The sequence below is a fragment of the Pseudomonas sp. EA_65y_Pfl1_P113 genome (genome assembly GCF_963970525.1).
GTDB lineage: Bacteria > Pseudomonadota > Gammaproteobacteria > Pseudomonadales > Pseudomonadaceae > Aquipseudomonas > Aquipseudomonas tritici.
In genome coordinates this window covers 35,606-59,515 of the sequence record NZ_CAXAQM010000029.1, presented here as the reverse complement: position 1 = coordinate 59,515, position 23,910 = coordinate 35,606, and the positions used below count along the sequence as shown (strand labels likewise).

General features: G+C 59.4%; 21 protein-coding genes and 4 pseudogenes. 11 read left to right on the top strand and 14 right to left on the bottom strand.

Annotated elements, in window-relative coordinates; genetic code table 11:
* A pseudogene (locus tag AACY52_RS22125) lies at positions 1-164 on the top strand (IS3 family transposase); the annotation flags it as partial.
* A 437-nt stretch (positions 165-601) separates the two neighbouring features.
* Complete coding sequence (locus AACY52_RS22120; protein ID WP_339418893.1) at positions 602-1,666, top strand: 2,3-butanediol dehydrogenase; 1,065 nt, start codon at positions 602-604, stop codon at positions 1,664-1,666.
* An 89-nt stretch (positions 1,667-1,755) separates the two neighbouring features.
* Here AACY52_RS22120 and AACY52_RS22115 read toward each other — a convergent pair whose 3' ends face one another.
* Both AACY52_RS22115 and AACY52_RS22110 read right to left on the bottom strand, forming a co-directional pair.
* On the bottom strand, positions 1,756-2,091 hold the full coding sequence (locus tag AACY52_RS22115; protein WP_339418854.1) for a hypothetical protein: 336 nt from the start codon (positions 2,089-2,091) through the stop codon (positions 1,756-1,758).
* Positions 2,092-2,277: 186 nt separating this feature from the next.
* A pseudogene (locus AACY52_RS22110) lies at positions 2,278-2,487 on the bottom strand (EamA/RhaT family transporter); the annotation flags it as partial.
* Positions 2,488-2,830: 343 nt separating this feature from the next.
* Here AACY52_RS22110 and AACY52_RS22105 point away from each other — a divergent pair.
* A complete protein-coding gene (locus tag AACY52_RS22105) occupies positions 2,831-3,199 on the top strand; it encodes a hypothetical protein (RefSeq protein WP_339418852.1) in 369 nt (122 codons plus the stop codon).
* Positions 3,200-3,329: 130 nt separating this feature from the next.
* On the opposite strand, the gene AACY52_RS22100 is transcribed toward AACY52_RS22105, so the two are convergent.
* The 3 genes and pseudogenes from AACY52_RS22100 to AACY52_RS22090 form a co-directional block, all read right to left on the bottom strand.
* Complete coding sequence (locus tag AACY52_RS22100) at positions 3,330-3,908, bottom strand: DUF4337 domain-containing protein (RefSeq protein WP_339438996.1); 579 nt, start codon at positions 3,906-3,908, stop codon at positions 3,330-3,332.
* A gap of 54 nt (positions 3,909-3,962) precedes the next feature.
* A pseudogene (locus tag AACY52_RS22095) lies at positions 3,963-4,193 on the bottom strand (DUF2784 domain-containing protein); the annotation flags it as partial.
* 67 nt (positions 4,194-4,260) lie between these two features.
* On the bottom strand, positions 4,261-4,587 hold the full coding sequence (locus tag AACY52_RS22090; protein ID WP_339418849.1) for a helix-turn-helix transcriptional regulator: 327 nt from the start codon (positions 4,585-4,587) through the stop codon (positions 4,261-4,263).
* 242 nt (positions 4,588-4,829) lie between these two features.
* Between AACY52_RS22090 and AACY52_RS22085 the strand changes: the two genes are divergently transcribed.
* Positions 4,830-5,519, top strand: coding sequence for an HAD-IA family hydrolase (locus AACY52_RS22085; protein WP_339418847.1), 690 nt, complete (start codon positions 4,830-4,832; stop codon positions 5,517-5,519).
* 76 nt (positions 5,520-5,595) lie between these two features.
* On the opposite strand, the pseudogene AACY52_RS22080 reads toward AACY52_RS22085, so the two are convergent.
* The 4 genes and pseudogenes from AACY52_RS22080 to AACY52_RS22065 form a co-directional block, all read right to left on the bottom strand.
* Positions 5,596-5,748, bottom strand: a pseudogene (locus AACY52_RS22080) (SDR family oxidoreductase); the annotation flags it as partial.
* 14 nt (positions 5,749-5,762) lie between these two features.
* The gene (locus AACY52_RS22075) at positions 5,763-6,491 is read right to left on the bottom strand and encodes an aspartate/glutamate racemase family protein (RefSeq protein ID WP_339560778.1); all 729 of its coding nucleotides are present in this window, start codon (positions 6,489-6,491) and stop codon (positions 5,763-5,765) included.
* A 13-nt stretch (positions 6,492-6,504) separates the two neighbouring features.
* Complete coding sequence (locus AACY52_RS22070; protein WP_339436459.1) at positions 6,505-8,031, bottom strand: NCS1 family nucleobase:cation symporter-1; 1,527 nt, start codon at positions 8,029-8,031, stop codon at positions 6,505-6,507.
* A 376-nt stretch (positions 8,032-8,407) separates the two neighbouring features.
* A complete protein-coding gene (locus AACY52_RS22065) occupies positions 8,408-9,142 on the bottom strand; it encodes a phosphoadenylyl-sulfate reductase (RefSeq protein ID WP_339418842.1) in 735 nt (244 codons plus the stop codon).
* A gap of 153 nt (positions 9,143-9,295) precedes the next feature.
* Here AACY52_RS22065 and thrH point away from each other — a divergent pair, with 153 nt between their 5' ends.
* Positions 9,296-9,913 carry a bifunctional phosphoserine phosphatase/homoserine phosphotransferase ThrH gene (gene thrH, locus AACY52_RS22060; protein WP_339436457.1) on the top strand — a complete coding sequence of 206 codons (618 nt, stop codon included), beginning with the start codon at positions 9,296-9,298 and terminating at the stop codon, positions 9,911-9,913.
* Positions 9,914-10,030: 117 nt separating this feature from the next.
* Here thrH and pabB read toward each other — a convergent pair whose 3' ends face one another.
* From pabB to AACY52_RS22040, 4 genes are all read right to left on the bottom strand, one after another.
* On the bottom strand, positions 10,031-11,374 hold the full coding sequence (gene pabB / locus AACY52_RS22055) for an aminodeoxychorismate synthase component I (protein WP_339560777.1): 1,344 nt from the start codon (positions 11,372-11,374) through the stop codon (positions 10,031-10,033).
* A 93-nt stretch (positions 11,375-11,467) separates the two neighbouring features.
* Positions 11,468-12,454, bottom strand: a complete 987-nt coding sequence (locus AACY52_RS22050) for an alpha-L-glutamate ligase-like protein (protein ID WP_339418837.1) — start codon at positions 12,452-12,454, stop codon at positions 11,468-11,470.
* Entirely contained in the window at positions 12,454-13,986 is a 1,533-nt protein-coding gene (locus tag AACY52_RS22045) for an inactive transglutaminase family protein (protein WP_339418836.1), read from the bottom strand. Before AACY52_RS22045 ends, AACY52_RS22050 begins: the two co-directional genes overlap by 1 nt.
* A 5-nt stretch (positions 13,987-13,991) precedes the next feature.
* A complete protein-coding gene (locus AACY52_RS22040; RefSeq protein WP_339418834.1) occupies positions 13,992-14,525 on the bottom strand; it encodes an ATP-dependent zinc protease in 534 nt (177 codons plus the stop codon).
* A 272-nt stretch (positions 14,526-14,797) separates the two neighbouring features.
* On the opposite strand from AACY52_RS22040, the gene AACY52_RS22035 reads away from it, so the two are divergent.
* From AACY52_RS22035 to prpD, 6 genes are all read left to right on the top strand, one after another.
* A complete protein-coding gene (locus AACY52_RS22035) occupies positions 14,798-15,508 on the top strand; it encodes a GntR family transcriptional regulator (protein WP_370468044.1) in 711 nt (236 codons plus the stop codon).
* Positions 15,505-16,398 (top strand): methylisocitrate lyase, encoded by an 894-nt coding sequence (gene prpB, locus AACY52_RS22030; protein ID WP_025854214.1) that lies wholly within the window; start codon positions 15,505-15,507, stop codon positions 16,396-16,398. Before AACY52_RS22035 ends, prpB begins: the two co-directional genes overlap by 4 nt.
* Positions 16,399-16,438: 40 nt before the next feature.
* Positions 16,439-17,566: a 2-methylcitrate synthase gene (gene prpC, locus AACY52_RS22025; RefSeq protein ID WP_339427930.1), complete on the top strand. Its 1,128-nt coding sequence runs from the start codon at positions 16,439-16,441 to the stop codon at positions 17,564-17,566.
* A 136-nt stretch (positions 17,567-17,702) separates the two neighbouring features.
* Entirely contained in the window at positions 17,703-20,297 is a 2,595-nt protein-coding gene (gene acnD / locus AACY52_RS22020; protein WP_339418832.1) for a Fe/S-dependent 2-methylisocitrate dehydratase AcnD, read from the top strand.
* A 9-nt stretch (positions 20,298-20,306) separates the two neighbouring features.
* Entirely contained in the window at positions 20,307-21,497 is a 1,191-nt protein-coding gene (gene prpF / locus AACY52_RS22015) for a 2-methylaconitate cis-trans isomerase PrpF (protein WP_339418831.1), read from the top strand.
* A gap of 124 nt (positions 21,498-21,621) precedes the next feature.
* Entirely contained in the window at positions 21,622-23,106 is a 1,485-nt protein-coding gene (prpD, locus tag AACY52_RS22010; RefSeq protein ID WP_339436455.1) for a 2-methylcitrate dehydratase, read from the top strand.
* A 75-nt stretch (positions 23,107-23,181) separates the two neighbouring features.
* On the opposite strand, the gene AACY52_RS22005 is transcribed toward prpD, so the two are convergent.
* Entirely contained in the window at positions 23,182-23,910 is a 729-nt protein-coding gene (locus AACY52_RS22005; RefSeq protein ID WP_339418828.1) for an alanyl-tRNA editing protein, read from the bottom strand.

Here is a 23,910-nt window from a genome sequence, read left to right as displayed (position 1 = left end):
AGTGGATACCGACCATGGGCTACACGACGGTCCAACAAGCTCAGCGGGATATCAGCCATTTTTTGATGCACCGGTACAACTGGATTCGACCGCACCAATTTAATGGTGGGCTGCCACCGGCTCAGGCCGAGAAAAAACTTAACGTCGTGTCCGGGATCAGTTGACCACTACACATATGGGAATATCCATGGGAACACAGGCTGCTGGTATGGCCGTCTTCATTGATCCCTACTTGCTTCATTCCTCGCGCCTAGCGCTGAGACGCAACGTCTCACCGTCTCGTGTCTACCTAATGTGGTCTGACCTGCAGCGTCTCACCTGAACTCGATCCTCGCCATCCTTGAGTACCCATCCCGCCGCTCTAAAAAAGGGTTGCCCAGGTGTTTTTGCGGATCTGGCACCGGCTTTGCTCTAGCCCCAGTACCCAGCCCGACTGGTCAACCAATAATAAAAAGAAGTGCCCGATGTCTCGCTCAATCGACTGGTTTTGGCCGCTGTGCAATAGCACTGAGGCCTCTGCCGGCGGACGGTTGCGGGGCGCCAGGACCAACCGTCTCAAGGAGATGTCGCGATGACCCTTTCGATCAAACCGCAACGCAGCATGCGTGCCGCTGTCTGGCACGGCCGCAATGATATTCGTGTCGAGGATGTTCCGCTGCCGATTTCGCCGCCTGCTGGTTGGGTGCAGATCCGTGTGCAATGGTGCGGAATTTGCGGGTCCGATTTGCATGAGTACGTGGCGGGGCCGGTGTTCATACCGGTTGACGCTCCGCACCCGCTGACCGGGATTAAGGGCCAATGCATTCTCGGTCATGAGTTTTGTGGCGAGATCGTCGAACTCGGTGACGGTGTGCAGGGCTTCAGTGTCGGCGAACCGGTGGCGGCCGATGCGTGCCAACATTGTGGCACGTGCTACTACTGCACCCACGGGCTGTACAACATTTGCGAGAATCTGGCGTTCACTGGGTTGATGAATAATGGTGCCTTCGCCGAACTGGTCAATGTGCCAGCCAACCTGCTGTACAAGTTGCCGGCGAACTTTCCGGCCGAAGCGGGGGCACTGATTGAGCCGCTGGCAGTGGGCATGCACGCGGTGAAAAAAGCCGGAAGCCTACTCGGGCAACACGTTGTGGTGGTCGGTGCCGGCACCATTGGCCTGTGCACCATCATGTGCGCCAAAGCGGCCGGTGCGGCTCAGGTGATCGCTCTGGAAATGTCCGGAGCGCGCAAGGCCAAGGCCCTGGAAGTGGGGGCGACGCATGTGCTCGATCCCAATCAATGCGACGTTATGGCTGAGGTACGACGCCTGACGGGTGGGCTCGGGGCGGATGTCAGTTTCGAATGCATCGGTAACAAACACACGGCCAAGCTCGCGATCGATTTGATCCGCAAGGCCGGCAAGTGCGTACTGGTGGGGATTTTCGAGGAGCCCAGCGAGTTCAACTTTTTCGAGTTGGTGGCCACGGAAAAGCAGGTACTGGGTGCACTGGCCTACAACGGCGAGTTCGCTGACGTGATCGCTTTTATCGCGGATGGACGGCTGGACATCACACCGCTGGTGACTGGGCGCATTCAGTTGGAGCAGATCGTGGGTCAGGGCTTCGAGGAACTGGTCAACAACAAGGAGCACAATGTGAAAATCATCGTGTCACCCGCTCGAGTCTGAAACGAGTGATGGGGGGCGTGATGCATTAAATCCACATTCAAAAAACCAAAACACCGGGCAATGCCCGGTGTTTTTTTATGCGTACTGCTTTATTTCGCAGCTTTCAACTTGACCACATCACCCGAAATCTTGGTGGTGTAACCGCTCAGCACCCACGCCCAAAACCATTTTTCCTGGATCTGAGTGTTGATCAGCGCATCGCCGCCTTTTGCCTTGATGGCAGCATCCTGGGCGCGAACGAAACGGCTGTTCTGGCCGATCGGGATGACGCCGAACAGCATGATGCCAGTGGCGCTGGCTTCGCTGTGACCCAGCACGGTGTATTGGCTGCTGTCGTATTGCGGGGATTTGATAGCGGTGCCGGTGCAACCTGCGAGGGCGAGACCAAGAACGGCTGCGGCAACTGCTTTACTGACGTACTTCACTGTGTAACTCCATGGACAAAATATCGAGATCCAATTCTCGAGGGGCGCTACTCTAATTGCTCGGGCAACATATTGAAATCAATTGCCTGAAGATTTCATGTTCCGATACCTGCATGTAATCGGAAAAACAGTCAGGAGAACCAGATAGAGCGCGAGGCTGCAGTTCACCAGTCCAGCAACCAACCCAATGGCACCCAGCAACCAGGGCCACTCCGAAGACGTCAGCCCGGAAGGTTTCCAGCCGCGATCACGGATGAGGCGTAAGACGGCGAGTCCTAGGCCGCTGCCGAGGTACAGCAACCCTGCGAGCAGGCCCAGGCCGAGACTTTTGGCGAGTGGGGTGCTGGCGCCGAAAAGGGCAGCTGCCGCGAGTGCGTAAACGATGCTGAGATTCATGGGGCATCTCCGAAAGTCAGGCCCATGGTACGCCGCTCGTTCAGGGTGTCTCTTGCGTACTCAATAACGGCCCCGCCGACCCAAACGGATAACTGCCCATCCCAATCCGCAACGGTGCTATCGGGCTCGCCGCCGCACCATCAGCAGTACGTTGTCGATAACAATGGTTTCCCCCGGCGCCGGCATGAGTACTTCCTTGTAGATAGATGGATAAACGGGACGGATTTGTTTGAGGTTTTACGCTATCGCGGTGTGATGGCAAAGGGCATTACAAATGCTGGTCATGAATTCCAGGACTTGCTAAGGTCGCCGCCTTTCCAACACGCCATTCAGAGGGATCTAAATGCATCCGGTGCTTCGCAAGACATTCGGCGGGCTTTCTGCCCAGTACTACATTCGCAATTTTCTGTTCGGGCTGATTTTTCCCGTGCTGATCTATACCGCGCTTACCCACTCGAAAACCGGAGTGTTCACAATGGGTGCTCTGTTTTATTGCGTGGTCAACAGCGTGCTTTACCCCTACGCACGCTTCGTTTACGAAAGCATCATGGATTACATCTTTGGCAACAACGTGTTCTTCGTGAATGCGATTCTGATGCTGACCGTCAAGGTGTTCACCATGGCGATCTGCTGGAGCATGGCTATTTTCATTGCGCCAGTTGGGCTGGCTTACTTGTACTTCCACCACAGCAGAGCGGCGAATCGGGCCTGATTCAGTTCAGCGCAAGTCAGTAGATCTGGTAGTTGGCCAGACTGCGATTACGGTGTGACAGTCAACGATGATGTTGAGTGATGGTCCGTCATCGCAGGCAAGCCAGCTCCCACATTTAGCCTGCGCCGTGTCAGATATGCAGCCATGCCAAGCTACCCAACAGCACGGCCACACCCGCTGCCGCGTAGGACACACGCTTCAACCACTCCTTCCTCGTCAGCAACGTAATCGCCGCCAACGAAATCGCGATCTGAATCGCGGTCATCGCCTGGGCCCAGCGATGATGCTGGTGCAGCGCCTGCTCCGACTTCTCATCCCACTGCGTTGACGTGGCTTCAAGCTTTTCGGCCTGCTTGCGCACGTCTTCCTTCTGGCCCTTGTAGCGCTCGATCTCTTCCTTGTAATGCACCGCGTCCACACCTGGAATGTGCGTGGCGAGTTCCGCGAGGTTTTGTCGGCTGGATTTGGCCTGGTAGTAATTCCACTGGTTGGCGGCTTCGGTCTTGAAAATGGCGGCGTTGTTTTTGTCCATCGCCGCTTCGCTTTCCGTGGAGCCGGCCTGGTAGCTGAGCATGGCGCCGAGGGTGGCCATGAGGGCGGTCATCACGGCGATACGACTGGCGAAATTGTCCCCGCGGCCGTGGGCATGTTCGGTGGTGTGTTCGACGTGTTTTTCGTGGGGGCTGGGGACTTCGAAGGCTTCGGACATGGCGGCGTCTGTGAAGGGAATGAGGGCGTCTGATTCTTCACCAGCGAAGCTGTCTCAAGCCTGTACGTAACGCCGGATCAACCGCGCATACACCGCGATATTAATCATCAGCACCAGCGCGCCTAAGCCCCATTGGATCTGTGGGGTCAGCCCGGCGGGGTAGATGAGTGTGAGGATGTAATGCTCGATGAACCCACCGCCATAGACGTCCTGCCCGGCGAGATGACGAAACAGGTTTTCCCAACGGGTCAATGGGCAAGGCAGGTGAAACACCTCGACTGCAATGGTCGCGTGAGACTGCAACGTCGCAGGCGTGAAAGGAAGGGGTGTGGATGATGACTTGCCATAGATCCTAAAGCTTCAACGGGTTCGGATGGATGCCGAACGCTTTGGCTATCTTCTCTCGTGTGATCTTACGAGGCTTGTTCACCGTTTCTTGCTGAGCAAATGCCGATTGGGAGATGCCCAGGCGGTTGGCTGCTTCTTTTTGCGTTGGATTCAGGTGCTCGCGCCAGGCGCGGATGGGAGTAAAGCCATCGACAATCAGGCCGACGACTTGATGCGGGATAAGGTGGTCCCGTCCCAGCTGTGAAAAGTACTGCCAGTATGGGATGACCACAAACGCAGGCTCGCCTTTGGTATCGTTGATGATCTGTATGTGGGGAGATGTATTAACCATTTTTTCCTGTTTAGCCTTATATAAATCTTATATTTTTATAAGGATTTAATAAGTGTTTTGAGGTTTTTTCGGGAATACCTTACACCCGGTGCCTCCCAACGTTAGCTTGTCCCGCTGAAGTCAGGCGATCAGAGCTGTTGCTGTATGTGATTGTTGCTTGGCAACTGCACAGGTTGCTTGCAAGCCGCGCGGGCCGGTATTGTGCTGAATCCTTTTAGTCCTTCCTCCAGGGTTCTGTAGTGATGAATGCACCGCATACCGCAGTCGGTCCGATCAAGGCCGTGATTTTCGACATGGACGGGTTGTTGCTGGACACTGAAGGCATCTACACCGAAGTCACGCAGATCATCGCCGAACGCTACGACCGTACCTATGACTGGAGCATTAAGCAGCACATCATCGGGCGTGGCGCTCAGGATTTGGCCGACTACGTGGTCAAGGCGCTGGATTTGCCGATCACACCGGCCGAGTTTCTCGAAATCCGTGAACCGCTGATGAGCGAGCGCTTCCCCAAGGCGTTGGGCATGCCCGGCGCCGAAGCATTGGTGCGGCACCTGAAAGCGCACAATATTCCGATTGCTGTGGGCACCAGTTCGTCGCGCAATTCGTTTGGTCACAAGACCACGTTGCACCGCGAATGGTTTGCCCTGTTCGACACCATCGTCACCGCTGACGACCCGGAAGTCGGCGCCGCCAAACCTGCGCCGGACATTTTCCTCACCGCCGCGCGCCGCCTGGGCGTTGCGCCCGAGGATTGCCTGGTGTTCGAAGATTCGCCCTTCGGCGTGACCGCCGCGAAGGCTGCCCACATGACCGCCATCGCCGTGCCGGATGAAGCAATGGCCGACAGCAAATACCACCACGCCGACCAGATCATCCGCAAACTCGCGGATTTCGACCTGGCCGCCTACGGCCTGCCGCCGCTCTCCTGACCAAAACGCGGTCAAAAAAATGTGGGAGCTGGCTTGCCTGCGATAGCGGAGTATCAGTCGCTGGATAAATTGGCTGATACACCGCCACCGCCATCAACCCAATTAAACTCTCGGCAAAATCACTGTTCGCCGGGTTCATATCAGTATCTACCGGCCCAGGCTGCACGTTATTGATGGTAATCCCGCGAGGCCCCAGATCCCGCGCCAACCCTTTGGTCAAGCCAAGGATGACCACACCTCGGTCTACCGGCCGAACTGGCCCGGCCAGCCAATGATTTTCTTCGGCCGCGGCGTCGCATACGTCCTGATCTTCGACGTCGACAACCGCAACCGTACCAAGGACTCAGCAATGGTCACCGCCGCCGTCACGCCATCCACCACCGGCACCCCGGTGCGCTGGCGAATCTGCTCATCCAGCCCGGCCATGCCACCACACCCCAGGCAGATCACCTCAGCTTTGTCCTCGCGGATGGCCAGTTCGGCCTGACGCACGATAGCCTCCATCGCCGCCAACGGGTCTTCTTCCAGCTCCAGCACCGCCATGCCACTGGCCCGCACCGAGGCGCAACGCTGGTACAGGCCGGCGAGTTTCAGGCGGTCTTCGATCAGCGGCACAGTGCGGTCCAGGGTGGTCACCACTGAGTACGCATGGCCCAGGAACATCGCGGTGCTGGCGGCGGCTTCGGTGATGTCCACCACCGGCACGTTGAGCAATTCTTGCAAGCCTTCGCGACCGTGTTCGCCGTAGCCGGCCTGGATCACCGCGTCGAACGGCTGGTCGTAGGCCATCACCCGGTCCATCACCGCGAGGGCCGCCAGGTAGCTTTCAAAATTGCCCTCTACCGACTCCGCGCCGAAGTAGGGCGTGAGCCCGACAATCTCGGTGCCCGGCGCGGCCACGGCCCGTGCCTGCTGGGAGATGGTTTCAGTGATGGATTCGGTGGTGTTGACGTTGACCACGAGGATACGCATGGAATGTCCTTGATTAGTGACTGACGTTATCGACTGCAATGCTTTCGCCGCTGACATCGGCGTAGAACGGCTGGCGCTTGGCGATCAGCCCATACAGCAGCGCTGCAATACCGGCGCCAAACATCCAGGAAAACGGTGAGACGCTGGCGAAACCGGGCAGCAGGGCCAGGAGAATGGCGATCACTGCCGCAGGAACAAACGCCGCCACTGCACGTAAATTGACCCCGCGGCTGTAGTAATAAACACCACGGGGGTCTTCGCTATACAACTGTGGCACGTCCACCTGGGTTTTACGGATCAACCAGTAATCGACCATGATCACCCCGTACAACGGCCCCAGCAGTGCGCCCAGGCCAGACAGGAAATACACGATCACTAGCGGGCTGTTGTAGAGGTTCCACGGCAGGATCAATACGGCCACGGTCGCGCTGATCAACCCGGCGCGACGGAAGTTCAGGTACTTGGGCGCCAGGTTGCTCAGCACAAAGGCCGGCGCGACAAAGTTGGCCATGATGTTCACCGCCACGGTGACGATCAGGAACGCCAGGCAACCCAGTACCAGAAACACGGTATCAGGGATGGCTGCGATGATCTCGGTCGGGCTTTCGATCACCCGGCCATTGAGCTGGAACTGCCCGCCGCACAGCAGTACCGTGATCGCAGCGAACACCAGAATATTCACCGGCAGGCCCCAGAAGTTGCCGACCTGAATGGTCTTGCGGCACGGCGAAGAGCGGGCGAAGTCGCAGAAGTTGAGAATCAACGTGCCGTAGATCGACAGCCACAGCGCGCCGCCGGCAAAGATATTGCGCCACATCTCGCCACCACTCAGCGGTTCACGGATCGACCAGGCTATATTGCCGCCGACCTGGAAGTACATCCAACCGGCCAACGAGGCTACCGTCAGCAGAATCACCGGCCCGGCGAAGCCTTCATAGCGGCGCACCATTTCCATGCCGTAGGCCAGGATCACCAGTTGCACCAGCCAGATCGCCACAAAACAGGCCCAGCCGAGGGATGACAGACCGAGGATGGAGTTGTGGTCGTAGTCGGCGAAGCCTGGATGAATGGCTGTCAGCAATACGCGGAAAACCACCGAGGCCAGGTAGGTCTGGATACCGAACCAGGCAATCGCAATCACCGCGCGGATCAACGCCGGAATCTGTGCGCCATGAATGCCGAAACTGATGCGGCTGATCACCGGAAACGGTACGCCGGTCTTCTGCCCCATATAGCCCGACAAGTTCATGAAGAAGTACACCAGCGCCGCACCGATGCCGAGGGACAACAAGATCTGCCAGCCGCCCAGGCCCAATGCATACAAGCCAATGGCGAACGAGTAGTTGGCGATGTTGTGTACGTCGTTGGTCCATAACGCAAAGATGCTGTAGCGCCCCCAACGCCGGCCTTCGACCTTGGTGGGCGCCAGGTCCTTGTTATGTAGGCGCGGGCTGAGTACCAGCGGGCCCGGACGTGTCGCCTCGGGGTTCAGGGAGGAGGGCAGATCCAGTGCGATGTCATTCGAGAGGCTAGTACGCATTCCGGCAGGCTCCGGCACATCAGCAGCCGGGCCGCAGATGGCAAAGTGTATGTAGGTTTTGTATTTATTGTATACAAAGCGTATTTCACCTTAAGCCACATGCGTGCCAGTTTTCGATCTATGAAAACGACGGATAATTTCCTTTTCGTAGGTTTTATAAATAACTCGCTGAATTAAAAGCGATATAAGTTGACCGTTTGAACAGCTATTTATTTTTCTATGGGAGAGGGATAGATCACGACGGAAAACAGAGGGCGAGTAGAGGTGTTACGTTATGGTGCGGATCGAGGAGGATTGCACACATAAATGGCACCTATGGTTACATCTATGTGTACATTCTAGAGGTCAACACAAAACAGATGTGGGCGCTAAGGACTTAGGCCTTACTGATGATATTCCCCGCATGCAACCCACATTCCTTCTGTGTAGCCTCTTCCCACCACCAACGCCCCTCGCGTTCATGCTGGTTCGGCAACACCGGACGCGTGCAAGGTTCGCAACCAATGCTGATGAAACCACGCTCATGCAAGCTGTTATACGGCAGCTCCAGCATGCGGATGTAACCCCAGACTTCCTCACTGGTCATCTGCGCCAGCGGGTTGAACTTGTACAAAGTGCGCTCAGGCGTAGAGAACGCCGTGTCGATTTCCAGTGCAGCCACCTGGCTCCGTGTACCCGGGCTCTGGTCGCGGCGCTGGCCGGTGGCCCAGGCATTTACGCCGGAAAGCTTGCGGCGCAGCGGCTCGATCTTGCGCACGCCGCAGCATTCGCCATGGCCGTCCTTGTAAAAGCTGAACAGGCCCTTCTCTTTGACGAAGGGCTCCAGCTCGCGCTGGTCTGGTGAGATCAACTCGATGTCTATCTTGTAGAAGTCGCGCACCTGCTCGATAAACCGGTAGGTCTGCGGGTGCAGGCGGCCGGTGTCGAGGCTGAACACTTTGACGTTCTTGTTCAGCTTCCAGGCCATGTCTACCAGCACCACGTCCTCGGCGCCGCTGAAGGAAATCCACAGATCATCACCGAACTGGCTGAACGCCAGCTTGAGAATGTCCTGCGCAGACTTGTTGGCGTAAGTCGCGGCGAGTTCAACGACGTCGAAGGCTTGGTTCATCAGGACGGTTTCCTACAGGTCAGTGGCGCTGAGCGCTCTATAGGGGAGTGATGGTATCAAAATCCGCCCTGCGTTGCGGCGGCGAGCGTGAGTCGCTAGAGTTCGGCAGTCCTTTTGCCCGCTCAATCAACAACATCTAAATGGGAGTGTCTTGTGGAAATTGCCTGTCTTGACCTGGAAGGGGTACTGGTTCCGGAAATCTGGATCGCCTTCGCCGAAAAAACCGGTATTGAATCCCTGCGGGCCACCACCCGGGACATTCCCGACTACGACGTGCTGATGAAGCAACGCCTGCGCATCCTCGATGAACACGGGCTCAAGCTCGCCGACATCCAGGAAGTGATCGCCACCCTCAAGCCGCTGGACGGCGCTATCGAGTTCGTCAACTGGCTGCGTGAGCGCTTTCAGGTGGTGATCCTGTCAGACACCTTCTACGAATTCTCCCAGCCGCTGATGCGCCAACTGGGTTTCCCTACCCTGCTCTGCCACCGTCTGATCACCGACGAAACCGACCGCGTGGTGAGTTATCAACTGCGTCAGAAAGACCCAAAGCGCCAGTCGGTATTGGCCTTCAAGAGCCTGTACTACCGCGTGATCGCCGCAGGCGATTCCTACAACGACACCACCATGCTGGGCGAAGCCGACCGTGGGATTCTGTTCCATGCGCCGGAGAATGTGATCCGCGAGTTCCCGCAGTTCCCGGCGGTGCATACGTTTGAGGATTTGAAGAACGAGTTCATCAAGGCGTCGAATCGCCCGTTGAGCCTGTAAGTCCTTCGGCGCGGCTGGTGGCCTCTTCGCAGGCAAGCCAGCTCCCACATTTGAATGATGTGAACCCGATCAAATGTGGGAGAGTAAATTCCCACCTGGAACTCGGGGGCGCTGACGCTACAAGCCTTCCAAAGTGCGTAACAATACCCGCACCTTCGTCAGCGACTCCTGATACTCCGCCTCCCATTGCGAGTCCGCCACAATCCCGCCGCCGCCCCAGCAGCAGACCTGCCCCTCCTTGACCAGCAAGCTACGGATGGCGATGGAGCTGTCCATCTCCCCCCGAACATCCAGATACACCAAAGAACCGCAGTACAGCCCGCGTCGAGTAGGCTCCAGCTCGTCGATGATCTGCATCGCACGGATCTTCGGTGCGCCGGTGATGGAGCCGCCGGGAAAGCTGCCCGCGATCAGGTCGAGAGCGTCTTTGTCGTCGGCCAACTCGCCGATAACGCTGCTCACCAAATGGTGGACGTTAGGGTAGCTTTCCAGGCTGAACAGCTCCGGCACGCTCACCGAGCCGGTGCGGCAGGTACGGCCGAGGTCGTTGCGCAACAGGTCGACGATCATCAGGTTTTCGGCGCGGTCCTTGGGGCTGGCCAGCAGTTCGGCAGCGTTGGCAGCGTCTTCTTCGGGCGTCAGGCCACGTGGGCGGGTGCCTTTGATGGGGCGGGTTTCGACGCGACGCTTGCTGATGTGCACGAAGCGCTCTGGCGACAGGCTCAGTACCGCGCCGTCCTCCGGAAGGCTTTGGAACCCGGAGAACGGTGTCGGGCAGGCTTTACGCAATGCGCAGTAGGCGACCCATGGATCGCCAATGCACGGTGCACGGAAGCGTTGAGCAAAGTTGACCTGGTAACAGTCGCCGGCCTGAATGTAATCCTGGATGCGCGCGATGGCCTGGCGGTAAGCCTCGGCGGTGAGGTCCGGGGCCATGGGGCCTTGAAGTTTGAAGGACGCGGGCGCGTCGATAGCGCCAGTGCTGAATAGCGCAATCAACCGTTGCTGCTCGCTGTCGGCCAGTGCCGGATGAAACACCAACTGGCTGGTCTGCGTGTGGTGATCGCTGATCAGCGCCCAGTCATACAGCCCAAAGCGCGCATCCGGCAGGTGCAGGTCGTCTGTTGCAAGGTGTGGCATCTGCTCAAGGTGCCGACCAAAGTCATAGCTCAGGTAGCCGATCAGGCCTCCGGCAAATGGCAGCTCATACCCGACAGGCAAATCCGCCTCACCCAGCTGCGTGAGATTTTCCCGCAACCGTTGCAGGAAATCGCCACCGCTTTCGTCAGGCGATACCGTCAGCGTCGCTTGCGGCCAAGCGCTGAGAAGGTCATACCGCCCGCGTTCAGCCGCTGGCCGGCCGCTGTCCAGCAGCACGGCACCAGGCGCGTGGCGAATGACCGCGAAATACTCGGCGGGGTTGGCCCGGTAGGGCAGCGGGTGTATGGAACAGGTTGACATGAGGGGCCTTAAAGGCAGTTGCAAGTTTTGAGCTTCAAGCTGCAAGTGTAACAAACACGAGGGCTGTGTCTTGAAGCTTATAGCTTGCAGCTTTTAGCTGGCGAAAGCCCCAATATGCCCAAACATTTCCTGCACGAACTTCACCCGCTCTTCCGGGGTTTCCGTCACGCCGGCTGCTTTCAGTTCTTCCAGTCGCGCTTCCACCGCATGCGTACGCAAGGTTAAACCGCAGTCGTTGGCAATCTGAATATTCAACCCAGGCCGCGCATTCAGTTCCAGGATCAGCGGGCCTTTCTCCTGGTCCAGCACCATGTCCACGCCGATGTAACCCAGCCCGCACAGCTCATAGCAGCCGGCTGCGAGCTTCATGAAACCGTCCCAGTTGGGCAGTTGCACGCCATCCACCGCGTTGGTGGTATCGGGGTGTTTGGTGATGATGGTGTTCAGCCAGGTGCCGCGCAGGGTCAAGCCGGTGGCGAGATCGACGCCGACGCCAATCGCGCCCTGGTGCAGGTTGGCCTTGCCGCCCGACTGGCGGGTCGGCAAGCGCAGCATGGCCATCACCGGGTAACCCATCAATACGATGATGCGAATGTCCGGCACACCTTCATAGCTGATGCTCTTGAAGATCTGGTCAGGCACCACGCGGTATTCGATCAGCGCGCGATCACGGTGGCCGCCCAATGAGTACAGGCCGGTGAGGATGCTGGAAATCTGATGTTCGATCTCCTCATGGCTGATGATCTTGCCGGACACCGTTCGATAGCGCCCTTCAAAGCGGTCCGCCACCACCAGGATGCCGTCGCCGCCGGCGCCCTGGGCCGGCTTGATCACGAAGTCGCTGCGCCCGCCGATGATCTCGTTGAGCTTGTCGATTTCCTTCTCGGTGGAGATCACCCCGTACATTTCCGGCACATGGATGCCGGCCGCCAGCGCGCGTTCCTTGGTGATGATCTTGTCATCCACAATCGGGTACAGGCTGCGCTTGTTGTACTTGAGCACGTAGTCGGCGTTACGCCGGTTGATGCCCATGATCCCCCGCGCTTCCAGCGCCTTCCAGGTCTTCCAGAATCCGAACATTACTGATCTGCCTTCAAGAAGGCCTTGAATCGCACCAGCTCGGTCAAGCGGTAGCCGCGATACCGACCCATGGCCAGCATGAAGCCCACCAAAATCAGCAGGATGGCTGGGAAGGTGAACACAAAGTAGATCAGCTCCGGCACGCTCATGATCAAGTGCGCGAGGGATGCGGCGAACAGCGTACCAATCGCCACTTTCAACGCATGGTTGGCGCCGCGTTCTTCCCAGGTGATGGACAGGCGTTCGATGGTCATGGTCAAAATCACCATCGGGAACAGCGCCACCGACAGCCCACGCTCCAGCCCCAGTTTATGGCTGAACAGGCTGATGGCCGCGATCAGCACCACCACAAAGGTCAACACCACCGACAACCTCGGCAGCATCTGCAGCTTCAAGTGCTCCAGGTACGATCTGAGCGACAAACCCAGCGCCGTGATAATCGTAAACAGCACAATCCCGAAGCCCAGCTGCGTCTCGCGGAACGCGAGGGCGATCAGCACCGGGGTGAACGTTCCCAGGGTCTGCAGGCCGATCAGGTTGCGCAGGATCAAAATCACCAACACGCCGATCGGGATCATCACCATGATCATGAAGGTCTGCTGGGTTTGCAGCGGCAGGCCGTACAGCGAGTATTCGAGGAAGTTGGCGTCGGTGTTCTCGTCGGTCAGCTTGGCCAGGCGAATCGCGTTCATTTCGCTGTTGTTCAGGCTGAAGGTCACCATGGCCTTCTTGCCGCCATCGACGGTGATCAGGTTTTCATCGCCGGTCCACCACTGCAAGCGGTCGGCGGGCAGGCCTTGTTCGCCGGTCTCCGGGTTGAAGTACAACCATTCATTGCCGTTGAAGCTGCGCAGCCACAGTTCCGGGCTTTGCGGCTGGTCGGCGACCAGGCGGATGGTGTGGACTTTTTCCACCGGCACGTGGGCAATGGACAGCAGCAATTCGACGATCTTGGCTTTGTGCGGCGTCGACGGATCGCCCGCGAGCAGCAGTTTCACATTGTCGTCGTTGAGGTTGTTGGTGCGCTTGATGGCTTCAGTAATAAAGGTCTCGACGTCGGCCGAGTGCTGGCGGATCGGCGCAAGCAGGGCTTCGGCGGCGATCTTCTCCGGGCCTTCCACCGCGATGCTGTCGCGGAAGGTGGGGCCCTTGACCTTGACCTTTTCGCCGCTGTAGCGCTTGGTCAGGACCAGGCGGTAATACAGGGTCTGGTTGCCCTTGGCGCGGCGTGCCGACCAGGTGACCTTGCGGTTGCCGTCGGTGCGGTTGACGCTCACGCCGTAATTATTCGAGATGAAGCTCTCGTTGAGGCTGACGAAGTCGCGGCTCAAGGGCGGTACGAACATCTGGATTTTCACGGGATCTTTCGGGTTGGCGACGAACTCGACCTTGGCGTCGATGTTCCACAAGTCGTCGGTGGCGTCCTCGGTAACGGGGATCCCCAGCACGAAGATCTGATAGGTGGTGACCGAAATACCCAACACCACCAGGATGGCGATCAGGAATTTCAGGTGCAGGGTCAGAGAGCGCATTCGTTTTACTCGGCGGTATGAGCGTCGGCGGCGCAAGCGGGCTTGCCCGCTGCGTATTTAAGACTGGGGTCGACCAGCGCATCAAAGCGTTTCAGCGCTTCGGAGCCAATCAGCAGCGGGTATTGGAATGCGCTGCGGTCAGTCAAGTTCACTTCGATGCTGCGTAAAGCAGTGCCCATGCAGATGTCTAGGGCAATCACCGGACGGGCGGTGTAGTTTTTGTCCTCATCGGGGTCGTAGTCACCGGCACGGCGCTTGATCTTGCTGACGCGCGCCAGGGGGCGTTCGATGGGGTGGGAATGGGCGGTGTCGATGGCCAGGTAGAAGCGAACCCAGGATTCGCCATTGCGCTTGAAGCGCTTGATGTCGCGGGCGCTGAGGGAGGCGGTCTTGGCACCGGTGTCCAGTTTGGCGGCGACTTCCAGATTGATGCCGGCCAATTGGGCGTATTCGTTGAGGCCATACACGGTCTTCTCGGCAGCGACGCCAAGGCCTGGCATGAACAATAGGCAGAACAGGGGTAAGGGCTTGAGTCTCATAAATCCTGAGGCGGTGCAGTGCGATGTTTGATTCAAGGCGACTGGCATTACTGCGCAAGCTCCCTCGTGCGCCGTTTCATCTAGCGATGTCAGGCAAATACCGCGAGCATTCTAACATGATGCTGTTTTGGCGCCAGCGCTGGCAGGCGGCCATGCCGTGCACGCGTTCAGAGGTAGTTATTAGACGATTGTCGACAATGTAGTTTTATTCTTTGACTATATTGGTCTGATTGGCTAGTTTTTAATGCATTGTTTTTAAAGGTGTCGACAATATGCTGGATCAGCTGGAACCCCCAGTGATGGTGCAAGACGATTCCCAGACCATGTCCGAGAACGTCTTCCGGCGTATCCAGGCCGCCATCGTCAAGGGTGAGATCGCCCCGGGCAGCAAGATCTCCGAGCCGGAACTGGCTCGCACCTACGGCATCAGCCGTGGCCCGTTGCGTGAGGCGATCCATCGCTTGGAAGGCCAGCGCCTGCTGGTGCGTGTGCCTCACGTCGGCGCGAGGGTGGTGTCGTTGAGCCATGCCGAGCTGATCGAACTCTATGAAATCCGCGAATCTCTCGAAGGCATGGCCTGTCGCCTGGCCGCCGAGCGCATGACCGATGCTGAAATCGAAGAGCTGCGCCAAGTGCTGCACACCCACGAACGCGATGAAGCGTTCCAGGCCGGCCTCGGTTATTACCAGCAGGAAGGCGACTTCGACTTTCATTACCGGATCATTCAAGGCGCTGGCAACCGCACCCTGACCCAAATGCTCTGCGGCGAGCTGTACCAACTGGTGCGCATGTACCGAATCCAGTTTTCCGCCACCCCCAATCGTCCACGCCAGGCCTTTGCCGAGCACCACCGCATTCTTGACGCGATTGCCGATCGCGACGGTGAATTGGCCGAACTGTTGATGCGCCGGCACATCGGCGCGTCCAAACGCAACATTGCCCGTCACTTCCCAGGCGGTGCTACTGATAGAGGTGAGTCATGAGTTCTAACAATAAAAGCACCCCCGGCCAGCGTTTCCGTGACGCCGTCGCCAGTGAGCACCCCTTGCAGGTGGTCGGCGCGATCAACGCCAACCACGCGCTGCTGGCCAAGCGCGCCGGTTTCAAGGCGATCTACCTGTCGGGTGGCGGGGTGGCTGCCGGCTCCCTCGGCGTGCCGGACCTGGGCATCACCGGCCTGGATGACGTACTCACCGACGTACGCCGCATTACGGATGTGTGCGACCTGCCGCTGCTGGTGGACGTGGACACCGGTTTCGGCTCCTCGGCATTCAACGTGGCGCGTACCGTCAAGTCGATGATCAAGTTTGGCGCGGCTGCCATCCATATCGAAGACCAGGTCGGCGCCAAGCGCTGCGGCCATCGCCCGAACAAAGAAATTGTGTCGCAGCAGGAAATGGTCGACCGCATCAAGGCCGCCGTGGATGCGCGCACCGATGACAGCTTCGTGATCATGGCGCGCACCGATGCCCTGGCCGTCGAGGGTTTGGAATCCGCCCTGGAACGCGCCGCCGCCTGCATCGAAGCTGGCGCCGACATGGTGTTTCCGGAGGCCATTACCGAATTGGAGATGTACAAGCTGTTCGCCTCCCGCGTGAAAGCGCCGATCCTGGCCAACATCACCGAGTTTGGCGCCACACCGCTGTACACCACCGAACAGTTGAAATCTGCTGATGTTTCCATCGTGCTGTACCCGCTCTCGGCGTTCCGCGCCATGAACAAGGCCGCCGAAAACGTCTACACCGCGATCCGTCGCGACGGCACCCAACAGAATGTGATCGACACCATGCAAACCCGCATGGAGCTTTACGATCGCATCGACTACCACACCTTCGAGCAGAAGCTCGACGCGCTGTTCGCAGCCAAGAAGTAACGAATGGCCTCCCTAATAAATTCAAGATTGGAGAAAGAACATGGCTGAAGCAAAAGTACTCAGTGGCGCCGGCCTGCGTGGCCAGGTGGCCGGGCAGACCGCACTGTCCACCGTCGGCCAAGCGGGCGCCGGCCTGACCTATCGCGGCTACGACGTGCGTGAACTGGCCGCCGATGCGCAGTTTGAAGAAGTCGCCTACCTGCTGCTGTACGGCGAACTGCCGACCCAGGCCGAGCTGGCGGACTACCGCAAAAAGCTGGGCAAGCTGCGCGACCTGCCCCAAGCGCTCAAGGAAGTGCTGGAACGCATTCCTGCCGACGCCCACCCGATGGACGTGATGCGCACCGGTTGCTCGTTCCTTGGCAATATCGAGCCGGAGAAAGACTTCAGCGTGCAGCGCGACGTCACCGATCGTCTGTTGGCGGCCTTCCCGGCGATCATGTGCTACTGGTATCGCTTCAGCCACGACGGCAAGCGTATCGACTGCGTGACCGACGAGCCGACCATCGGCGGCCATTTCCTGCATCTGTTGCACGGCGAAAAACCGAGCGAGTTGCACGAGAAAGTCATGAACGTGTCGCTGATTCTCTACGCCGAGCACGAATTCAACGCTTCGACCTTCACCGCCCGCGTGTGTGCGTCGACCCTGTCCGATCTCTATTCCTGCGTTACCGCCGCCATCGGCTCCCTGCGCGGGCCGCTGCATGGCGGCGCCAACGAAGCGGCGATGGAGATGATCGAGCGATTCTCTTCGGCTGAAGAAGCTGTCGAAGGCACGCTCGGCATGCTGGCGCGCAAGGACAAGATCATGGGCTTTGGCCACGCGATCTACAAAGACAACGACCCGCGCAATGAAGTGATCAAGGGCTGGTCGAAAAAACTTGCTGACGAGGTGGGTGACAAGGTGTTGTTTCCGGTCTCCGAAGCCATCGACAAAACCATGTGGGAACAGAAGAAGCTGTTTCCCAACGCCGATTTCTACCATGCCTCGGCGTATCACTTCATGGGCATCCCGACCAAGCTGTTCACCCCGATCTTCGTGTGCTCGCGCCTGACTGGCTGGGCCGCGCATGTCTTCGAGCAGCGCGCCAACAACCGCATCATCCGTCCAAGCGCCGAATACACCGGCGTTGAGCAGCGCAAGTTCGTGCCAATCGAACGTCGCTGAATGAAGAGACCGGCGTCTTGAAGTGGTCACCGAATCCAATGTGGGAGCGGGCTTGCTCGCTCCTACATTGGATCGCATTTCACATCAAATCCGCGTCGTCTTTTCCTTTTGTATCTACCGTGACCGAGCCCTGACGATGAACACTGAATTCCGCAAACCACTCCCCGGCAGCCGCCTGGATTTCTTCGACGCCCGCGCGGCTGTCGAGGCAATCACCCCCGGCGCCTACGCCACCTTGCCCTACACCTCCCGCGTCCTCGCAGAAAACCTGGTGCGTCGTTGCGACCCGGCCACCCTCAACGCGTCCCTGAGCCAACTGATCGAACGCAAGCGCGACCTCGACTTTCCGTGGTTCCCGGCGCGCGTGGTGTGCCACGACATTCTCGGCCAGACCGCCTTGGTCGACCTCGCCGGCTTGCGCGATGCCATCGCCCTGCAAGGCGGTGACCCGGCGCAGGTCAATCCGGTGGTGCCGACCCAACTGATCGTCGACCATTCCCTGGCCGTCGAAGCCGGCGGTTTTGACCCGGACGCGTTCGAGAAAAACCGCGCCATCGAAGACCGTCGCAACGAAGACCGTTTCCACTTTATCGAGTGGACCAAGAAGGCCTTCAAGAACGTCGACGTGATCCCGCCAGGCAACGGCATCATGCACCAGATCAACCTGGAGAAAATGTCCCCGGTGATTCAGGTGCGTGACGGTGTTGCATTCCCCGACACCTGCGTTGGCACCGACAGCCACACCCCGCACGTAGACGCACTGGGTGTGATCGCCATCGGCGTCGGTGGTCTGGAAGCCGAAAGCGTGATGCTCGGTCGCGCCTCGTGGATGCGCCTGCCGGAAAGTGTCGGCGTGGAGCTGACGGGCAAGCTGCAACCCGGCATCACCGCCACCGATATGGTGCTGGCGCTGACCGAGTTCCTGCGTAAGCAAAAAGTGGTCGGCGCGTGGCTGGAGTTTTTCGGCGAGGGCGCTTCAAACCTCACCCTCGGCGACCGTGCGACCATCTCCAACATGGCACCGGAATACGGCGCCACCGCGGCGATGTTCTACATCGATCAACAGACCATCGCTTACCTCAAGCTTACTGGCCGCGAAGACGAACAAGTCACCTTGGTTGAGCAATACGCCCGCCACACAGGCCTGTGGGCCGATGACCTCAAAGGCGCGCAATACGAGCGTGGCCTCACCTTCGACCTGTCCAGCGTTGTGCGCAACATGGCCGGCCCGAGCAACCCGCACGCTCGCGTCGCTACCCGTGACCTGGCGGCCAAAGGTATCTCTGGCCAGTGGGAAGAAGTGCCGGGGCAAATGCCCGACGGCGCGGTAATCATCGCCGCCATCACCAGTTGCACCAACACCAGCAACCCGCGCAACGTCATCGCCGCAGGCCTCTTGGCGCGCAACGCCAACAAACTGGGGCTGGTGCGCAAACCTTGGGTCAAATCCTCCCTGGCTCCCGGTTCGAAAACCGTGGCGATGTACCTCGACGAAGCCGGCTTGACCACTGAATTGGAGCAGCTTGGTTTTGGTGTCGTGGCCTTCGCCTGCACCACCTGCAACGGTATGTCCGGCGCACTCGACCCGGTCATCCAGCAGGAAATCATCGACCGCGACTTGTACGCGACCGCCGTGCTCTCGGGCAACCGCAACTTCGACGGGCGTATTCACCCGTACGCCAAGCAAGCGTTCCTGGCCTCGCCGCCGCTGGTGGTGGCTTACGCGATTGCCGGCACTATCCGTTTCGATATCGAGAAGGACGTGCTCGGCCTCGACGCCAACGGCAAGGACATCCGCCTGCAGGACATCTGGCCGAGCGACGAAGAGATCGACGCGGTGGTCAAGGCCTCGGTCAAGCCGGAGCAGTTCCGCAAGGTCTACATTCCGATGTTCGCGATCCACGAAGACACCGGCCCGAAAGTCGCGCCGCTGTATGACTGGCGCCCGCAGAGCACCTATATCCGCCGTCCGCCGTATTGGGAAGGCGCGCTGGCCGGCGCGCGGCCGCTCAAGGGCATGCGCCCGCTGGCGGTGCTGCCGGACAACATCACCACTGACCACCTGTCGCCGTCCAACGCAATCATGCTCGACAGCGCCGCCGGCGAATACCTGGCGAAAATGGGCTTGCCGGAAGTCGACTTCAACTCTTACGCGACGCATCGTGGCGACCACTTGACTGCGCAGCGCGCGACTTTTGCCAACCCGAAACTGTTCAACGAAATGGTTGTTGAAAACGGCAAGGTCAAGCAGGGATCTCTGGCGCGCATCGAGCCGGAAGGCCAGGTCACGCGGATGTGGGAAGCCATCGAAACCTACATGGAGCGCAAGCAGCCGCTGATCATCATCGCCGGCGCCGACTACGGCCAGGGCTCGTCCCGCGACTGGGCGGCCAAGGGCGTGCGACTGGCCGGTGTGGAAGCGATTGCCGCCGAGGGCTTCGAGCGTATCCACCGCACCAACCTGGTGGGCATGGGCGTGTTGCCGCTGGAGTTCCTGCCGGGCACGGATCGCCATACGCTGAAGATCGACGGCAGCGAGACCTACGACGTGGTCGGCGCGCGCACCCCGCGTGCCACGCTGGCATTGGTGATCAACCGCAAGAATGGCGAACGTGTCGAAGTGCCGGTGACCTGCCGCCTGGACACCGCCGAAGAAGTGTCGATCTACGAGGCGGGCGGCGTGTTGCAGCGTTTTGCCCAGGACTTCCTGGAATCGGCGGCGACCGCCTGAGGGGTAACCATGGCACACGTAGCGCAAATCAAGATCCCCGCCACCTACATGCGTGGCGGCACCAGCAAGGGTGTATTTTTCAGCCTCCAGGACCTGCCCGAAGCGGCGCAGGTACCGGGCGCTGCGCGGGATGCCCTGTTGCTGCGGGTGATCGGCAGTCCCGATCCCTATGACAAGCAGATCGACGGTATGGGCGGTGCCACGTCGAGCACCAGCAAAACCGTGATCCTGGCCAAAAGCACCCGCGCTGAGCATGACGTGGACTACCTGTTCGGCCAGGTATCCATCGATAAACCCTTCGTCGACTGGAGCGGCAACTGCGGCAACCTGTCGGCGGCAGTCGGCGCCTTCGCCATCAGCGCCGGTTTGGTTGACCCCGCCCGCGTGCCCCGTAACGGCGTGGCCGTGGTGCGCGTGTGGCAGGCGAATATCGGCAAGACCATCATCGCCCACGTGCCGATCACCGACGGCGCTGTGCAGGAAACCGGCGATTTCGAACTGGATGGCGTGACCTTCCCGGCAGCCGAAGTGCAGTTGGAGTTCATGGACCCGGCGGCGGAAGAGGAGGGCGGTGGTGGCTCGATGTTCCCCACTGGCAACCTGGTGGATGACCTGGAAGTACCCGGTGTCGGCACCTTCAAGGCGACGCTGATCAATGCCGGCATCCCGACGATTTTCATCAACGCTGAAGACCTCGGCTACACCGGTACCGAACTGCAAGGCGCAATCAACAGCGATCCGAAAGCGTTGGCCATGTTCGAAACCGTGCGGGCCTACGGCGCGTTGCGCATGGGCCTGATCAAACACCTGGACGAAGCCGCGCAGCGCCAGCACACGCCGAAGCTGGCGTTTGTGGCCAAGCCTGCGGATTACGTGGCCTCCAGCGCAAAGACGATCAAGGCCGACGATGTGGACTTGCTGGTGCGTGCGCTGTCCATGGGCAAGCTGCACCACGCGATGATGGGCACGGCGGCGGTGGCGATTGGCACCGCGGCGGCCATTTCCGGGACCTTGGTCAACCTCGCAGCCGGTGGTATCGAGCGTAACGCCGTGCGGTTTGGGCATCCGTCCGGCACCTTGCGTGTCGGGGCCGAAGCCACTCAAGTGAACGGCGAATGGATTGTTAAGAAAGCCATCATGAGCCGCAGCGCACGGGTGCTGATGGAAGGCTTTGTACGCGTGCCCGGCGACGCGTTCTAACCCCCAACACAGACCCCACAGGGTAAGTAGTGCATTACGCATATAGGCAGGTAACCAGACCGGCCGCAACCCGATCAACCGTGACCCCGAGGACTACCCCCCAACCATTTTTTGGAGCACTGCCATGAGCGCCAACGTCGACCAGAACAACCGCCCCGACTACGACCAGGTCCTGCAGGACATCGCCGACTATGTCCTCAACTACCGGATCGACTCGCAGGACGCATTGGACACCGCCCGCCACTGCTTGATGGACACATTAGGTTGCGGCCTGCTGGCCTTGCGCTTCCCCGAGTGCACCAAGCACCTGGGGCCGATCGTCGAGGGCACGGTGGTGCCGTTTGGCGCGCGGGTGCCGGGGACGTCGTTCCGGCTGGACCCGGTCAAGGCGGCGTGGGACATCGGTTGCATCGTGCGTTGGCTCGACTACAACGACACCTGGCTCGCCGCCGAATGGGGTCACCCTTCGGATAACCTCGGCGGCATCCTCGCCGTCGCCGATCACCTGTCGCAAAAGCGCGTGGCCAATGGCGACGCACCGCTGACAGTTCGCACCGTGCTGGAAGCGATGATCATGGCCCACGAAATCCAGGGCGTGATTGCCCTGGAAAACTCGTTCAACCGCGTCGGCCTAGACCATGTGCTGTTGGTAAAAGTCGCCTCCACGGCCGTCACCGCCAAGCTGATGGGCGCCAACCGGGAGCAGTTGCTTGCGGCGTTGTCCCATGCGTTTGTCGATGGGCAGGCGTTGCGCACTTATCGGCATGCGCCGAACGCCGGGTCGCGCAAATCCTGGGCGGCAGGGGATGCGTCGAGTCGGGGTGTGCGGCTGGCGCATATCGCGTTGCGTGGCGAGATGGGTATTCCCAGCGTATTGAGCGCGCCGCAGTGGGGGTTCTACGACGTGCTGTTCAGCCACACCAACAAGGACCTGATGCTCAAGCCGGAGGACAACCGCGCGTTCAGCCTGTCCCAGCCCTACGGCACTTATGTGATGGAGAACGTGCTGTTCAAGATCAGCTTCCCGGCAGAGTTCCACGCGCAAACGGCCTGTGAAGCGGCGGTGACCTTGCATCCATTGGTAAAAGATCGCCTGCATGAAATCGAGCGTATCGTTATTACCACCCATGAGTCGGCGATTCGCATTATCTCCAAGGTCGGCCAACTGGCGAATGCAGCGGACCGTGACCATTGCCTGCAATACATGACTGCGGTGCCGCTGGCCTTCGGCAATCTGGTGGCCGAGCAGTACGAAGATGAATTCCACGCCGCGCATCCAATTATCGATCAGTTGCGGGAAAAAATGGTCATTGTCGAAAACCCGCGCTACAGCCGTGAATACCTGGAGGCCGACAAGCGTTCCATCGCCAACGCCGTTCAGGTGTTCTTCACGGATGGCAGCAGCACTGAGCAGGTGGCGGTTGAGTACCCGATTGGGCATCGCCGGCGCCGAGTGGATGGCATTCCCTTGCTGGAAGACAAGTTCAAGGCCAACCTGGCTACGCGGTTTACTGCACAGCGCTGTGGCGAGATTGTTGCGTTGTGCAAGGACCAGGCGCGGCTTGAGGCGATGCCCGTGAATCGGTTCGTGGACCTGTTCGTGATCTGATTGGCACTACGTATTCATCGGTGGAAACCCTATCAATGATCTTTATTGTCAGTGCTATCAAGTCAGGGCCAGAGGTCATTCGAACCGTAAAATAACTCGGCGGTTGTGCTTGCTCTTCTTCTCGATCTTCTCGCAAAACACCCGGCCGATTTCTTCGGTGTTGGTCACATGCGTGCCCCCACACGGCTGGATATCGATACCGGCAATTTCAATCACCCGGACCGAGCCCTGAATCACCGGCGGAGCCACCGCCTGGGTGCGGGTGATCTGCAGCAAGGTGGCGTACTCCGAGGCCGGCATCGACAGGGTCTTCACCGCGTGAGCCTGTTCAATCAGCGCATTGAGGTCGCGGGTGATGGTGTCTTTATCGAGGGTCATTTCCGGCAGGTCGAAATCCAGGCGCCCCTTGTCCGCGCTGATGCTGCATCCCGTTACCGGTGCGTTGATGATCGAGCACAACAGGTGCAGGCAGGTGTGCATTTTCATGTGCTGGTAACGGCGATCCCAATCGAGTCCGGCGTCCACCTGCACCCCGGCGACCAGTTGCTCGGGGCAGTATTCCACCTGATGCCAGATGATCGAGCGCAGCACCGGGTCGCGCACCGTGCCCGTCACTTCGACCCGCGTACCGTCCGCCAGTGTGAGGTGGCCGGCGTCGCCTGGCTGCCCGCCACCCGTGGGATAGAACAGCGTGTGCTCCAGGGCAATGCCGTGTTCGCTGACGGCAATCACCCGTGCGCTGAAAGCATTCTGGTAGGGCGCGCTGTCGAACAGCGCCAGGGTTTCCATGGTGTGCACAGACAT

Bases quoted from the DNA above. Each gene is read 5' to 3' on its own strand.
- AACY52_RS22120 (WP_339418893.1), top strand. From the start codon at position 602: ATGCGTGCCGCTGTCTGGCACGGCCGCAATGATATTCGTGTCGAGGAT.
- AACY52_RS22105 (WP_339418852.1), top strand. From the start codon at position 2,831: ATGCATCCGGTGCTTCGCAAGACATTCGGCGGGCTTTCTGCCCAGTAC.
- AACY52_RS22100 (WP_339438996.1), bottom strand. From the start codon at position 3,908: ATGTCCGAAGCCTTCGAAGTCCCCAGCCCCCACGAAAAACACGTCGAA.
- AACY52_RS22090 (WP_339418849.1), bottom strand. From the start codon at position 4,587: ATGGTTAATACATCTCCCCACATACAGATCATCAACGATACCAAAGGC.
- AACY52_RS22085 (WP_339418847.1), top strand. From the start codon at position 4,830: ATGAATGCACCGCATACCGCAGTCGGTCCGATCAAGGCCGTGATTTTC.
- AACY52_RS22075 (WP_339560778.1), bottom strand. From the start codon at position 6,491: ATGCGTATCCTCGTGGTCAACGTCAACACCACCGAATCCATCACTGAA.
- AACY52_RS22070 (WP_339436459.1), bottom strand. From the start codon at position 8,031: ATGCGTACTAGCCTCTCGAATGACATCGCACTGGATCTGCCCTCCTCC.
- AACY52_RS22065 (WP_339418842.1), bottom strand. From the start codon at position 9,142: ATGAACCAAGCCTTCGACGTCGTTGAACTCGCCGCGACTTACGCCAAC.
- pabB (WP_339560777.1), bottom strand. From the start codon at position 11,374: ATGTCAACCTGTTCCATACACCCGCTGCCCTACCGGGCCAACCCCGCC.
- AACY52_RS22050 (WP_339418837.1), bottom strand. From the start codon at position 12,454: ATGTTCGGATTCTGGAAGACCTGGAAGGCGCTGGAAGCGCGGGGGATC.
- AACY52_RS22045 (WP_339418836.1), bottom strand. From the start codon at position 13,986: ATGCGCTCTCTGACCCTGCACCTGAAATTCCTGATCGCCATCCTGGTG.
- AACY52_RS22040 (WP_339418834.1), bottom strand. From the start codon at position 14,525: ATGAGACTCAAGCCCTTACCCCTGTTCTGCCTATTGTTCATGCCAGGC.
- AACY52_RS22035 (WP_370468044.1), top strand. From the start codon at position 14,798: ATGCTGGATCAGCTGGAACCCCCAGTGATGGTGCAAGACGATTCCCAG.
- prpB (WP_025854214.1), top strand. From the start codon at position 15,505: ATGAGTTCTAACAATAAAAGCACCCCCGGCCAGCGTTTCCGTGACGCC.
- prpC (WP_339427930.1), top strand. From the start codon at position 16,439: ATGGCTGAAGCAAAAGTACTCAGTGGCGCCGGCCTGCGTGGCCAGGTG.
- acnD (WP_339418832.1), top strand. From the start codon at position 17,703: ATGAACACTGAATTCCGCAAACCACTCCCCGGCAGCCGCCTGGATTTC.
- prpF (WP_339418831.1), top strand. From the start codon at position 20,307: ATGGCACACGTAGCGCAAATCAAGATCCCCGCCACCTACATGCGTGGC.
- prpD (WP_339436455.1), top strand. From the start codon at position 21,622: ATGAGCGCCAACGTCGACCAGAACAACCGCCCCGACTACGACCAGGTC.
- AACY52_RS22005 (WP_339418828.1), bottom strand. From the start codon at position 23,910: ATGTCTGTGCACACCATGGAAACCCTGGCGCTGTTCGACAGCGCGCCC.